The 12393-nt window shown below is 48.7% G+C and carries 14 protein-coding genes and 1 tRNA gene; 4 read left to right on the forward strand and 11 right to left on the reverse strand.

Translation table 11 applies throughout. From position 1 onward, the window contains the following. Positions 1 to 42 precede the first annotated feature (42 nt). Positions 43 to 258: a DUF3622 domain-containing protein gene (locus AC6R03_RS02350; protein ID WP_334555173.1), complete on the forward strand. Its 216-nt coding sequence runs from the start codon at positions 43 to 45 to the stop codon at positions 256 to 258. A gap of 96 nt (positions 259 to 354) precedes the next feature. Here AC6R03_RS02350 and AC6R03_RS02355 read toward each other — a convergent pair whose 3' ends face one another. The 4 genes from AC6R03_RS02355 to purM form a co-directional block, all read right to left on the reverse strand. After that, a complete protein-coding gene (locus AC6R03_RS02355) occupies positions 355 to 546 on the reverse strand; it encodes a DUF4250 domain-containing protein (protein ID WP_487903183.1) in 192 nt (63 codons plus the stop codon). Continuing rightward, a complete protein-coding gene (locus AC6R03_RS02360; RefSeq protein ID WP_334555175.1) occupies positions 546 to 752 on the reverse strand; it encodes a YaeP family protein in 207 nt (68 codons plus the stop codon). The genes AC6R03_RS02355 and AC6R03_RS02360 overlap by 1 nt, the downstream gene beginning before the upstream one ends. A gap of 192 nt (positions 753 to 944) precedes the next feature. After that, entirely contained in the window at positions 945 to 1586 is a 642-nt protein-coding gene (purN, locus tag AC6R03_RS02365) for a phosphoribosylglycinamide formyltransferase (RefSeq protein WP_334555176.1), read from the reverse strand. Between the two features lie 2 nt (positions 1587 to 1588). After that, entirely contained in the window at positions 1589 to 2629 is a 1041-nt protein-coding gene (purM, locus tag AC6R03_RS02370; RefSeq protein WP_334555177.1) for a phosphoribosylformylglycinamidine cyclo-ligase, read from the reverse strand. Between the two features lie 177 nt (positions 2630 to 2806). Here purM and upp point away from each other — a divergent pair, with 177 nt between their 5' ends. Then, on the forward strand, positions 2807 to 3433 hold the full coding sequence (gene upp, locus AC6R03_RS02375; protein WP_500626327.1) for a uracil phosphoribosyltransferase: 627 nt from the start codon (positions 2807 to 2809) through the stop codon (positions 3431 to 3433). Between the two features lie 122 nt (positions 3434 to 3555). Here the strand turns inward: upp and rluF are convergent, their stop codons facing one another. The 3 genes from rluF to AC6R03_RS02390 all read right to left on the reverse strand — a co-directional run bounded on the left by rluF (position 3556) and on the right by AC6R03_RS02390 (position 5554). Further along, positions 3556 to 4563, reverse strand: a complete 1008-nt coding sequence (gene rluF / locus AC6R03_RS02380; RefSeq protein ID WP_500630667.1) for a 23S rRNA pseudouridine(2604) synthase RluF — start codon at positions 4561 to 4563, stop codon at positions 3556 to 3558. Positions 4564 to 4686: 123 nt separating this feature from the next. After that, positions 4687 to 5268 carry a DNA endonuclease SmrA gene (gene smrA, locus AC6R03_RS02385; protein WP_487903168.1) on the reverse strand — a complete coding sequence of 194 codons (582 nt, stop codon included), beginning with the start codon at positions 5266 to 5268 and terminating at the stop codon, positions 4687 to 4689. Positions 5269 to 5413: 145 nt separating this feature from the next. Continuing rightward, positions 5414 to 5554 carry a DUF3149 domain-containing protein gene (locus AC6R03_RS02390; RefSeq protein ID WP_334555181.1) on the reverse strand — a complete coding sequence of 47 codons (141 nt, stop codon included), beginning with the start codon at positions 5552 to 5554 and terminating at the stop codon, positions 5414 to 5416. A 240-nt stretch (positions 5555 to 5794) separates the two neighbouring features. Here AC6R03_RS02390 and AC6R03_RS02395 point away from each other — a divergent pair. Further along, positions 5795 to 5871: transfer RNA gene (locus tag AC6R03_RS02395), tRNA-Pro, on the forward strand. A 73-nt stretch (positions 5872 to 5944) separates the two neighbouring features. Here AC6R03_RS02395 and AC6R03_RS02400 read toward each other — a convergent pair. Next, a complete protein-coding gene (locus AC6R03_RS02400) occupies positions 5945 to 6811 on the reverse strand; it encodes a TraB/GumN family protein (RefSeq protein WP_500630666.1) in 867 nt (288 codons plus the stop codon). A 216-nt stretch (positions 6812 to 7027) separates the two neighbouring features. Here AC6R03_RS02400 and rfaH point away from each other — a divergent pair, with 216 nt between their 5' ends. After that, positions 7028 to 7519, forward strand: a complete 492-nt coding sequence (gene rfaH, locus AC6R03_RS02405; RefSeq protein WP_500630698.1) for a transcription/translation regulatory transformer protein RfaH — start codon at positions 7028 to 7030, stop codon at positions 7517 to 7519. A 104-nt stretch (positions 7520 to 7623) separates the two neighbouring features. On the opposite strand, the gene asnB is transcribed toward rfaH, so the two are convergent. The 3 genes from asnB to nagC all read right to left on the reverse strand — a co-directional run bounded on the left by asnB (position 7624) and on the right by nagC (position 12393). Beyond that, the gene (asnB, locus tag AC6R03_RS02410; protein WP_500630665.1) at positions 7624 to 9288 is read right to left on the reverse strand and encodes an asparagine synthase B; all 1665 of its coding nucleotides are present in this window, start codon (positions 9286 to 9288) and stop codon (positions 7624 to 7626) included. 224 nt (positions 9289 to 9512) lie between these two features. Next, the gene (locus tag AC6R03_RS02415) at positions 9513 to 11102 is read right to left on the reverse strand and encodes a cation:proton antiporter domain-containing protein (protein WP_500630664.1); all 1590 of its coding nucleotides are present in this window, start codon (positions 11100 to 11102) and stop codon (positions 9513 to 9515) included. Between the two features lie 76 nt (positions 11103 to 11178). Next, a complete protein-coding gene (gene nagC, locus AC6R03_RS02420; protein WP_334555186.1) occupies positions 11179 to 12393 on the reverse strand; it encodes a DNA-binding transcriptional regulator NagC in 1215 nt (404 codons plus the stop codon).

Raw genomic sequence — 12393 nt, forward strand, 5'->3', positions numbered from 1 at the left:
AGGGCCCAATCATTAGGGTCGCTTGGTCTGAGGAAACAATTTATGAATGCCAATAAAAAATATGCGTTGCATGTTACTCAACAAGAGTCACAGTGGAGTGCGACAATCACTCGCCAAGTGACATCACGTAAAACTCACGTTTCAAAAAGTGAAACAGGGTTTGAGTCTGAACAAGCTGCACAAGCTTGGGGTGAAGAGCAATTGGCGGTATTCGCCAAAGCGCAAGCCGGTCATAACGCGCGTAAAAAAGCCAAGTAGTCACTGTTGTCGACCTTATCGTGCCTACCTTAGTGTAGGCACGTTTGTTTTGAGCGCTAGCCAAGACAACCTAGCGCTCGCAGAGAGGCGGTCGCGTTAACGAAACTGCCCCGCCTCAGGTAAGTATTCAAACCCTGCGCTCGCAAGCTTTGCTTCAAGGGCAGCACGGTCAATATCGAAATACGCCGCAAGCTTGTCCAGATCCCCTGCAAAATCATCGCGCAATTTCATGTTGACGATGCTCATCAGCATCACGCTATCCATGCTGGCAAAATTGCTCAAATTCATCATGCATCCTCAAAATCAGAAATCAGCAGATTGGCCGCTGCGAAGGCCGCTTTTTCTCGTACCGACTTAGGCAGCGCGTCATCCGCTGCAATGTCATTAAGCGCTTTGAGCGCGCAGGTGATGGCTTGTGGGACATAGGCTTGATCGCCACTACCTATCTGGGCGTAAAGCTCACGAATCATGTCACAGCATTGATAAACTTGCATGTTAGTATCCTTAACAAATGATAACTGCTCTCAAATATACACAGGGACGAGAGGAAACTCAAAGCGCTCGGTTGCGCTAGCGCAAACTCGTGAAGCCTTAGTCGTTTTTTTCACCAACAGGGTGAGATAGGAGAAACGCCGCGTAAAAAAAAGCGAGCATTAACGCTCGCCAATTGGATTGAAACGGTTTGATTACTCTTCGGCGTAACCATGCATGCCGAGCAGCTTGCCATCGAGGTAGGCTTCTTTGCCATCTTTCATCACGAGGCGCTCTTCCACCATCCACTTTACGACCAGAGGGTAGATTTTGTGCTCTTGCGTTTGCACGCGCTCGGTGAGGGTTTCGACGGTGTCTTCATCAAAGATCGGTACTTTAGCCTGTAAAATGACAGGCCCGCCGTCAAGTTGCTCAGTGACAAAATGGACACTGGTACCATGCTCTTCGTCACCGGCGTGAATGGCACGTTGGTAAGTGTTGAGCCCTGGGTATTTGGGTAACAGCGATGGGTGGATGTTGATCATTCGCCCCATAAAGTGACGAACGAACTCGCCACTTAAAATGCGCATATAACCCGCCAAGACCACAACGTCAGGCTTGTATTCATCCATCTGCTTCATCAACTCGCGATCAAAGGCGTCGCGAGTATCGAATGAGTTTGGATCAAGAAAGTGCGCGCCAGCACCGGCTTTTTTCGCACGTTCCAAAGCGTAAGCGGTTGCTTTGTTTGAAAAAACAGCGGTTACTCGGCCATTATCGATGTTGGTTTCACAAGCATCAATAATCGCTTGCAAGTTAGAACCATTCCCTGAAACTAAAACAACAACGCTTTTCATCTTTAGTTGATCTCTACTTGTTCTTCGCCTGCTTGCGCTGTTGCAATCTCGCCAATCACCCAAGCGTTCTCGCCTTCGGCTTTCAACAGTTCAACCGCTGCGTCGGCTTGTGCTTTAGGTAGAGCGACAATCAGACCAACACCACAGTTAAATGTGCGGTACATTTCGTGGGTTGTGACGTTGCCTTTCTCTTGTAGCCATTTGAAGATAATTGGCCATTCCCAGCTGTTACCATCGATCACCGCTTTGGTGCCTTCAGGCAGTACGCGAGGGATGTTTTCCCAGAAACCGCCACCAGTGATGTGCGAGATGGCATGAATGTCATGCTGCTCAATCATCTTGAGTGCCGATTTGATGTAAATTTTGGTGGGTTCGAGTAGGTGCTCACCAATCGTTTTGTCAGCTAACTGTTCGTTTTTGTCAGCACCAGAGACTTCAAGAATCTTACGAATGAGTGAGTAACCGTTTGAGTGTGGACCGCTTGAACCGACCGCGATCAGCGCGTCGCCAGCTGCGACTTTCGTGCCGTCAATCACGTCTTCTTTCTCGACGACGCCAACACAAAAGCCTGCTACGTCATAGTCTTCGCCTTCATACATCCCTGGCATTTCTGCGGTTTCACCACCGATCAGTGCACAACCTGCTTGCACACAGCCGTCTGCAATGCCTGACACAACATCCGCTGCCGTATCGACATCCAACTTACCTGTTGCGTAGTAATCCAAGAAGAACAGCGGCTCTGCACCTTGAACAATCAGGTCGTTGACACACATTGCCACAAGGTCAATACCGATGGTGTCATGCTTTTTCATATCCAAAGCAAGGCGCAGCTTAGTGCCCACACCGTCTGTCCCTGAGACGAGAACTGGATGCTTGTACTTGGTTGGCAATTCGCACAGCGCGCCAAAACCACCAATACCACCCATTACTTCAGGGCGACGTGTACGTTTTACCGCACCTTTAATACGGTCAACAAGTGCGTTGCCTGCATCAATGTCAACGCCAGCATCTTTATAGCTAAGAGAAGTGTTATCAGCACTCACGGGGAAGTCCTCGGTTAGAAAGTTGGATGTGAAAACGGCGCTATTCTACCAGTGGTCAAAGCTAGATAGCAAACGTTTGCGCAAGTTTTTTCTTTTGCGCTACGACAAGAAATTGTGAACGAAATCGTTTATAATCGACAAGTTTATTTGAAATTTGCCATAGATCCGGAGATGGAAATGAAAGTTGTTGAAGTTAAACACCCTCTTGTGAAACACAAAATTGGTCTTCTACGAGAAGGTGATATCAGCACTAAGCGTTTTCGCGAGCTTGCAACAGAAGTCGGCAGCTTGCTGACCTATGAAGCGACCGCAGACTTTGAAACAGAAAAAGTAACCATTGACGGTTGGAATGGTCCGGTAGAAGTAGATCAAATCAAGGGTAAGAAAGTCACCGTTGTGCCGATTCTTCGTGCTGGCCTAGGTATGATGGACGGCGTGCTAGAGCACATTCCTAGTGCTCGCATCAGTGTGGTGGGTATTTACCGTGACGAAGAGACGTTGGAGCCTGTGCCTTACTTCAACAAACTGGCGTCAAACATTGATGAGCGTATCGCGTTGGTTGTTGACCCTATGCTTGCTACCGGCGGCTCTATGATTGCGACGATTGACCTTCTTAAAGAGCAAGGTTGTCAGTCATTCAAAGTGTTGGTGTTGGTTGCTGCGCCAGAAGGCATCGAAGCTCTAGAAAAAGCGCACCCAGATGTGGAACTGTACACCGCTGCTATTGACAGCAGACTGAACGATAAAGGTTACATTGTCCCTGGTCTTGGTGATGCCGGTGACAAGATTTTCGGCACTAAGTAATCGTTGATATCTAAGTCACTTTATACGCTAGTGTGTTGATTGACTTGTAAAGACTAAAAAGGAGCATTGAATGATGCTCCTTTTTCATTGCAGCAAAGCGCTGAACGGATACTTCGCCTGCGTTACTTCTTCAAACTTAGCGTGCCGCCGGTGCGTGGTTTTGCCGGTTTGGTCGTGGGGCCTGAGTGTTTGGTGGCGGGCTTTTGGTTCGGATTGTGGTGATGGGCTCGGCCCTTTTTCGAATTAGGCGCGTGACGAAGATCATCGGCATTGCGACCTTTAAACGTTCGCGGCTTTTGATTGCGTCGCGCTTTGGATTCTTGATTCTCTTCTCGACTATCAAAGAGCTTTGGATCGGTTGCGCGGCGAATTCTGCGCCCTTTGCTGTCAACCTTTGAGGCTTCTTCAGTCCCGCTTGAGCCCTCACACATTGCGAGAATCGTCTCAACCTCTTGATCAGACAAGTAGCGCCATTGACCGTTAGGAATGCCATCCAAGGTAATGTTCATGATGCGAACTCGGCGCAACTTGAATACTTCGTATCCCAGCGCTTCACACATACGGCGTATTTGACGGTTCAACCCTTGTGTCAGCACGATTCGAAATGAAAACTTGGTTTCCTTGGTGACACGGCACGGTAGCGTGACGGTATCTAAAATCGGGACGCCGCTACTCATCTTATGAATAAAGTCATCGGTGATGGGCTTGTCAACACGCACGACGTACTCTTTTTCGTGATGGTTACCCGCACGAAGAATTTTGTTGACGATATCGCCATCATTGGTCAGAAAGATCAGCCCATCCGACGGCTTATCTAAGCGACCAATTGGGAAGATGCGCTTTTTGTGGCCAATAAAGTCAACAATGTTACCCGGTACATCTCGCTCGGTTGTACAGGTGATACCAGTCGGTTTATTTAAAGCGATATAAATCGGTTTATCGGTGGCACCACTGATAGGTTTTCCATCGACTTGAACATCGTCTCCGGGAAGCACCTTGGTGCCCATTTCCGGCACTTGGCCATTAATGGTGACTCGACCTTGCTCTATCAGTCGGTCTGCTTCTCGACGTGAACAAAAGCCGGTTTCACTGATGAATTTGTTAAGGCGTTTCGCGCTATCTTGGGACATGAGCATTCTCTTTACGTTTCACAACGGCAACCCGTGATGTGGTGGTGGATGGATCCGAAATCGGGGTCGGGGGAGTGTATCACTCTGTCTATCTTAGACCAACCATAACGATCGGAAACGGTTTTACCCGAGCCGTTTTTGATGACGCTCACGAGTCTCTTGTTTCTTGTCGGCACTTTTTCTCAGCATGACGTAGACCGCACCCGTGCCGCCGTGAAAACGCTGTGCACTGTGTACACATTGGACGTCATTGATTTGTGATAGCCACTTTGCAAGATAACTTTTCATCATGGCGGGGGGATTGGATTTCTCGCCTCGACCATGAATGATCAGCACCGTGCGAATATCCATGCGCATGCACTGTTTGAGAAAGGTGAGCACTTCGTCACGCGCTTGTTTGAGCGTCTTACGGTGTAAATCTAACCTTGCTTGAAGTGGGTACTTACCCAGGCGCAATTTACGAAAGACCCCATCTTGTACACCATCGCGCTTGTACTCAATGATGTCTTCGGGTTTGAGCATCGGCGCATGGTCAATGGAGAGGTACTCGGGAGCATCATCGCTGAGCCACATAGCCGCTTCGCGTTTAGCCAGCTGCGCTTGGGTGACTTGATGCATTTTGACGTGTTGAGTGGTGTCTTGCTTGATGGGTTTAACGTCTCCCATCATTTGCTGAAACAGTGCAAAATCGTCGTCGTTAGACATGACGGTATCTCAGAGTATTCAATCAATATAGCTATTATACTGACGTAAGCCTGTTGTGATCAGCAAGAAATAAAAAACCGAAGTAAACAGTGTGTCTACTTCGGTGCATAGCGAATGTCTATTCAGAGAATAGAGCTAAGCGATTCTAGTGAGGAGATTTGTCATTCATCACCTTGTAGACGAAGAAAGCGCCGTAAAAGAGCATGAGACTAAAGGCACCCAAGATGACAATCATTGAAGATAGACCTACTGCATTACCAAAGAGAAGATCAAGCCAAAAGTCCATAGTTCCTCCGCCAAATACAAAGTGTGTGTTGACGGAATTTAAGGTAATGGCTGGTCATTAATTCAACACTGATCTAGATCAAGTGTTATCCGAAGGTTGCGTTTTTGTTCTGTTTGCTGTGTGTTTGCTCACATTTTGTGGCCCGTTGCTCGCGTTTTAGTCAAACGGTGTGAATTTGGAAAAAAGTGCGGGAAATGGCTTGCGTTGGCAAACAGAATCCGTAATATACGGCTCCGTTCTCGGTGAATAGCGCAGCTTGGTAGCGCATCTGGTTTGGGACCAGAGGGTCGGGGGTTCGAATCCCTCTTCACCGACCACTTTCTAAAAGCCCCGCTAGCAATGGCGGGGCTTTTTTACGTCTAGACGAGTGGTTTATCGTCTCTTACTCCATTAATATTTAAATTCACAGCCAGCGGGGGTGGTTTGGGCGAGTTGCTCAATCTCGAATCCTTGAGCTTGCAGCAGTTCAATCAAGTTGTGCTTTCCGACCAGGTGCAATGCGCCCACCACAATCACGTAGCTGCCCTCGGAGTTGGGTAGCCAGTTTGGGCTGCTGAGTTTGGTCGCCCAGTCGAGGTTTCGGTCAATTAAAAATGCTTGCTCAAAGTCGGGTGACATCTTGGTTAACTGAGCAAACTCTTCGAGCTGCGCTTTGTCACCCGCGATCCAACTTTTGATTAAACATTTTGCCATGTGTTCAGAGTGATCAAAGTCCTCGATCATGCTAGTCAGCATCTCTTGGCCTACGTCAGGATCGCTTGCCAGCATATCGATTTGAAATTGCATGCTTTCTAAAGAGAGCACCGGAACATTAAGATTGTTCGCTTGGGTCAGCAGGTAGGCATCGACGCCTTTACTGGCTTGAAATCCGAGGTACTCAATTTGGCGCATCTGAATGGTCAGCGCGCTAGCCCAAGGAGGCGAAGCAAGCAGTTGCGCTTCATTGAGACTCAGCAAATTGGCAATGCCAGAGAGCTCATGTTTTTGCTTGGCGGATAAGACCTCTGCGCTGCTGATCGTCTGTTGCGGGTAGCTGACGGCTTGACCGTTGTGGATATCGGTTTCGACGATCAATCCGTCACTATGTTCGAGAGCTGCGCTGATAGGGGACGGGAGTGGGTACATACTGTCGTCACCGACGTGAACCGAACCAATGATATGAAAATCTAACGCCCCTTTACTGGCGTGCCAGTAGAGCGGCTCCGCTTGCAGAGTGCAGCAGAACAAAGTAACACAAGAGAGTAGCCATTTATGCATTCGAAGTTTCCTAGTGGGAAGGCCAACAACTGGCTGGGACTGTGACTAGGTTATAGCATAATTTTGTTCATCGAGAGCAGAGGGCGCAACACCATGTTCCCTGAGGCGAAAGCATACAGACAAAATCCAGTACTAAGGTGATGACAAACGCTCACGAATTCCCCCATGGTCACGAGAATGGTAGGATGGCGCAAAACGATAGATTGGCGAACTAAGATGAAGCAGTGGTACTTACTTTATTGCAAACGTGGCGAACAAGAACGCGCTCAACAGCATTTAGAAAATCAGAAGGTTGAGTGTTATTACCCCGTGATCACACGAACTGCGATTCGTCGAGGTAAGCGACAAACCAAGCCAGAACCCCTTTTCCCGTGTTATGTCTTTATCTGCTTTGATCCTCAACAGGGACTGGCGTTTACCACCATACGCTCGACGCGCGGTGTGGTGGACTTTGTCCGTAGGGGCGCAATGCCTCAAGTGGTTTCACCAGATTTGATTGAAGGGTTAAAGTCGATGGAATCGATGCAGCCCCAAGACAACCAAGGGATCCCTAAAGCTGGGCAGCCTGTGTCGGTGTTAACGGGCCCGTTTGCTGGGGTTGAGGCCATCTTTAAAGAATCAGATGGGGAGTTGCGATCGATTTTATTGGTCAAGCTTCTCAATCAACACGTCGAAGTGAGTGTGGGCAACCAAGATTTCGATGTTTAGTCAGCAAGATGTCCAGTTTAGTGAGTTCGATTGGTAAAAAAGGCTCCCCAGTGAAACTGGGGAGCCTTTTTGTCACTAGGATGTCATTAGTGCTCTAGCGTGATTTAGTAAGCTTCGTTGTGCACACTTTTCACTGCGCGACCTGATGGGTCTGCGAAGTTTTTGAACGACTCATCCCATTCAATCGCTTTTGCCGATGAACACGCCACCGATGGACCACCAGGTACACACTCGGCTGCTGAAGGAAGTGGGAACAACTCTTCAAAGATTTCGCGATAGACGTAGCCTTCTTTGGTGGTTGGCGTGTTGTACGGGAAACGGAACGCAGCGGTTTCCATCTGCTGATCTGTGACTTTCTCTTCCGCTACCGCTTTTAGCGTATCGATCCAGCTGTAACCCACGCCATCCGAGAACTGCTCTTTCTGACGCCATGCAATTGATTCTGGCAAGTAGTGTTCGAAGCACTCACGCAAGATGTGTTTTTCCATCTTACCGTTACCACACATTTTATCTTTCGGGTTGAGACGCATCGCGACATCGATAAACTCTTTGTCCAAGAATGGCACGCGACCTTCCACACCCCAAGCCGCAAGGGACTTGTTTGCGCGAGCACAGTCAAACATGTTCAGAGCGAGTAACTTGCGCACGGTCTCTTCATGGAACTCTTTTGCGTTGGGTGCTTTATGGAAGTAGAGGTATCCGCCGAAAATCTCATCGGCACCTTCGCCCGAGAGCACCATTTTAATTCCCATAGCTTTGATCTTACGTCCCATTAAGAACATCGGGGTTGACGCACGTATAGTCGTCACATCGTAGGTCTCAATGTGGTAAATCACATCACGAATCGCATCAAGCCCTTCTTGGATGGTGTAGGTCATCTCATGGTGAACGGTCCCAATTTGCTCTGCCACTTCACGAGCTGCCTTGAGGTCAGGTGCGCCTTCCAAGCCGACCGCAAACGAGTGCAGTTGTGGCCACCAAGCTTCAGACTGCTCATCATCTTCAATACGCATGGCGGCAAAACGTTTCGCCACGGCGGAGGTGATGGACGAATCGAGACCCCCGGACAAAAGTACGCCATAAGGCACGTCGGTCATGAGCTGACGTTTAACCGCGGCTTCTAGCGCTTCAGTGAGCTCTTCTTTGCTGGTGGTGTTGTTTTCAACGGCGGCAAATTCATTCCAATCGCGGATGTAGTAGCGTTGAGGCTCTGTATCGCTGCTGCCGTAGTAACTGCCCGGTGGAAATTCACTTACGGTGCGACAAACGGGCACCAAAGCTTTCATTTCCGATGCAACGTAATAGTTGCCGTGCTCATCGTAGCCTTGGTAAAGCGGGATAATACCGATGTGATCTCGGCCAACTAAGTATTGATCTTTCTCTTCATCATAAAGAACGAAGGCAAAAATACCGTTTAGCTCTTCCAGTAGGTCCGCCCCCATGTCTTGGTAAAGAGCGAGGATAACTTCACAGTCAGAGTCGGTTTGAAAATCGTATTTACCTTCGTAACGAGCACGAATTTCTTTGTGGTTGTAGATTTCACCATTGACGGCAAGGATGTGTTTTTTATCTGGGCTGTAGAGCGGTTGTGCCCCACTGTTCAGACCGACAATTGCCAAGCGCTCATGCGCAAGGATCGCGTTATCTGATGAGTAGATACCGGACCAGTCTGGACCACGGTGACGCAGCTTTTTAGACATTTCCAACGCCACAGGGCGCAAAGCGGACGCATCACTTTTTATATCTAAAATACCAAAAATCGAACACATACTACTTCCCTTTGAATTTCGTTTAATCTGTTAACTTCAATTTGCCATTCTGATTAAAAAATGCAACCAAGATTGATAAAAAAAATATCAAAGAGGCTTTGCTGTTAAAAAATATCTAATTAAATGGTGGTTATTGTAAATGAGATCTAGGTTTTGGCTGTTTTTTGTTCAAAATGAAAAAGGATACCTCGAGAGGTAGCCTGTCACCTTGATGAGCAAGCGTGCTAGCGGATAGAGCTAAATTGCGGTTTTAGCTGCTCACACACATGGCGCGCAAAACCGCTACCTGCTTCGTTGTATATGTTAAAGGCGGCATCGACGCCTTGCTCAACGAGAGCATCCAATTGATCTGAATACTCGGCAATTGCCGCGATCTGCCCTTTAAAGTGGCGTTGTTGTAACTGTTGCAGCGCGATCTGATTTCCTTGGTGATGCGGCATTGCCAGTAGCACGAGTTTGACGTTGGCGGTGTCTAAAATACGCTCCCAAAAATCGGGGTCGGTTGCGTCTCCGGCGATCACGTTACGCCCTTGCGCTTTGTGCTGGCGAGCGGCATCTTCACGCACCTCGATACCCAGACTGATCTTGCCGTAACGAGCTCGAATCTCATCATAGGCACCGGTGCCAATTCGACCCATGCCTAAAATCAGAACTTGAGCATGGCCAGGATTAATGCGCTGGTCTCGACTATGCAGCGATTCTGCGGCGTGCTCCTTGAGCCAGCGGCTTGAGCGTTGATAGAGGGCATGGCCGTAGCGGTTGATAGGTGCCGCAATCACAAAAGAGATGGAGACCGCAAGGGCAAGCGCCACCAGGATATCGCCGCTCATCCAACCCATTTTAAATGCAAGGCCGCCGACGATAAGGCCGAACTCACTGAAGTTAAACAAACAGAGCGAGGCGAGTAGAGAAGTGCGGACGCGGAATTTAAAGGCGTTGATGATAATGAAATAGAGCGCGCCTTTTAACGGCAGCAACAGCAAGAAGAGGATAGCTAGAGCAAATCCGGCTAGTGTTGGCTGCTCAGACAGACCAATGTTGAGGAAAAAGCAGACCAAAAACAGCTCTTTGAGGTTAAATAGGGACTTTGCTAACTCAGACGCTTTGGCATGACCTGCCAGTAGCATTCCTAAGATCAGCGCCCCTAAATCAGGCTTCATGCCCACCAGTTCGAACAGCCCCGCGCCCACCACTAGCGCAAAGAAGATGCCGAACAGAACCAGCATTTCGCCGTGGCCAACCCAATCTAGAACCTTATAGAATAGGGGGCGAAGCAGCGGTAAGGCAAACAGTGCTACGGCATACCATTCAGGCAGCTTGCCGGTTGAAGCGGTGAGAAACACCACGGCAAAGATATCTTGCATGATCAAAATACCGATGGCCAAGGTGCCATAGGTCGCGTTCATTTCCCCTTTCTCTTGCAATGATTTCACTGCAAATACGGTACTTGAGAAGGAGAGTGCAAAGCTCAGCAGGACAATTTGCTCCACTTCCATGCTCGCCAGTGAACTGATCCCAAGAAATTTAAAGCAAAAAAGCGCAACAGAAAAAATCGCGGTAGACAAAAGATTGTGCAGTGTTGCGCCGGCCCAAATTTCTTTGGAGAGTAAGGTTTTGATGTCGAGCTTAAGTCCGATGGTAAACAGTAGCAGCGTGACACCCAGATCGGCCAGCAGCACCAAGGTGTCATTCGATTCAAACCCCAAGGCGTGCAGGCCAAAACCAGCCAGCAGAAAGCCTACCAAGGGAGGCAGGTTACACTTGAGCGCGAGAAAGCCGGCGAGAAACGCGGCGGATATCAGTACGAGTTCCATAGCGGTGTAAATAATCCTATAAAAACGGGCTACGTCTAGTAGCCCGGTATTCTATCTAACTTCAAGTGATAAGACGTTAATCTTCTAACAATTTTTGTAACAAAACACCGTTCAGCATAGCACGCTTGATCATTGAAAAGGCGCCTAATGTCGGTTGCTTATCAATCTGTGACGCCACGATAGGCAAATCTTTATGGAAGGTCGTGAGGGATTGATTTTCAACATTGCGGCGAATGGCTGGGAAGAGGATCTCTTCACACTGGGTGATTTGACCGGCAATCACGATTTTTTGCGGGTTAAACAAGTTAATCGTAATGGCGATCGCTTTACCTAACTGGTTGCCGACTCGAACCAAGCTCTGTTTTGCCAGCTCATCGCCTAAGTTGGCGTGTTCACAGACATCCGCAATAGTGATGCTGTCGAGTGTGGTTAACGTTGACTCATACCCTTGTTTGATAAGTTTGTTGACGCGCTCGACAATGGCAGGGTTTGCCGCCACCGTTTCGAGGCAGCCAAAGTTCCCGCATTGGCACTGCTCCCCGAGAGGATCGATTTGAATGTGGCCAATTTCGCCAACGTTGCGGTTGAAGCCAAGGAACACTTGTCCATTGACGATGATGCCCGCGCCCGTTCCTCTGTGTACGCTGACTAAAATTGAGTCTTGGCAATCTTGGCTGGCGCCAAAGTAGTGCTCAGCCAGCGCCATCCCTCTGACATCGTTACCGACAAAGCATTCGACGTGGAAACGATCGCGAATCATCTCTGCTAGGGTAAAGTTGTTGATTGAAATATTCGGCATGTACTCGACCACACCGGTTTCAGGATTGACGAGACCGGGTAAGGATATACCGATGGCGATCAACTGATTGATGTGGCTTTGCTGACTTTGGATAAAGGCTTTAAGTTGAGACTCCAAACCTTCTGCCAGTTCGTCTTGGGTGGTGTAATAAAACTCTTGATAATCGCTAGCGAGCTCTTTAGCGCCGAGATCATAGAGGCTAAATTGCAAATAGTCTCGGCCGATACGGACAGCCACAGAGTGGAAGGGCTCCACTTCTGTGGTAAGAGAAATCGCACGGCGTCCTCCGGTTGAGGCTTGCTGAGCGACTTCTTTAATCAAACCACGTTCTAAGAGTTGGCGGGTGATTTTGGTAACACTGGCGGGCGCGAGCTGACTGACATCGGCCACCTGGATGCGAGAGATTGGCCCTTGTTGGTCAATCAGCCGATACACTGCTGCGCTGTTGAGCTGCTTTACTAGATCTACGTTACCTATTTGTCCGCCATTCAT

Source organism: Vibrio sp. R10-SG-ISO4, assembly GCF_059834135.1.

What these genes read in the sequence shown, in the direction of transcription:
- AC6R03_RS02350 (WP_334555173.1), top strand. Translation starts at nt 43, where the DNA reads ATGAATGCCAATAAAAAATATGCGTTGCATGTTACTCAACAAGAGTCA.
- AC6R03_RS02355 (WP_487903183.1), bottom strand. Translation starts at nt 546, where the DNA reads ATGAATTTGAGCAATTTTGCCAGCATGGATAGCGTGATGCTGATGAGC.
- AC6R03_RS02360 (WP_334555175.1), bottom strand. Translation starts at nt 752, where the DNA reads ATGCAAGTTTATCAATGCTGTGACATGATTCGTGAGCTTTACGCCCAG.
- purN (WP_334555176.1), bottom strand. Translation starts at nt 1,586, where the DNA reads ATGAAAAGCGTTGTTGTTTTAGTTTCAGGGAATGGTTCTAACTTGCAA.
- upp (WP_500626327.1), top strand. Translation starts at nt 2,807, where the DNA reads ATGAAAGTTGTTGAAGTTAAACACCCTCTTGTGAAACACAAAATTGGT.
- rluF (WP_500630667.1), bottom strand. Translation starts at nt 4,563, where the DNA reads ATGTCCCAAGATAGCGCGAAACGCCTTAACAAATTCATCAGTGAAACC.
- smrA (WP_487903168.1), bottom strand. Translation starts at nt 5,268, where the DNA reads ATGTCTAACGACGACGATTTTGCACTGTTTCAGCAAATGATGGGAGAC.
- AC6R03_RS02390 (WP_334555181.1), bottom strand. Translation starts at nt 5,554, where the DNA reads ATGGACTTTTGGCTTGATCTTCTCTTTGGTAATGCAGTAGGTCTATCT.
- AC6R03_RS02400 (WP_500630666.1), bottom strand. Translation starts at nt 6,811, where the DNA reads ATGCATAAATGGCTACTCTCTTGTGTTACTTTGTTCTGCTGCACTCTG.
- rfaH (WP_500630698.1), top strand. Translation starts at nt 7,028, where the DNA reads ATGAAGCAGTGGTACTTACTTTATTGCAAACGTGGCGAACAAGAACGC.
- asnB (WP_500630665.1), bottom strand. Translation starts at nt 9,288, where the DNA reads ATGTGTTCGATTTTTGGTATTTTAGATATAAAAAGTGATGCGTCCGCT.
- AC6R03_RS02415 (WP_500630664.1), bottom strand. Translation starts at nt 11,102, where the DNA reads ATGGAACTCGTACTGATATCCGCCGCGTTTCTCGCCGGCTTTCTCGCG.
- nagC (WP_334555186.1), bottom strand. Translation starts at nt 12,393, where the DNA reads ATGAATGGCGGACAAATAGGTAACGTAGATCTAGTAAAGCAGCTCAAC.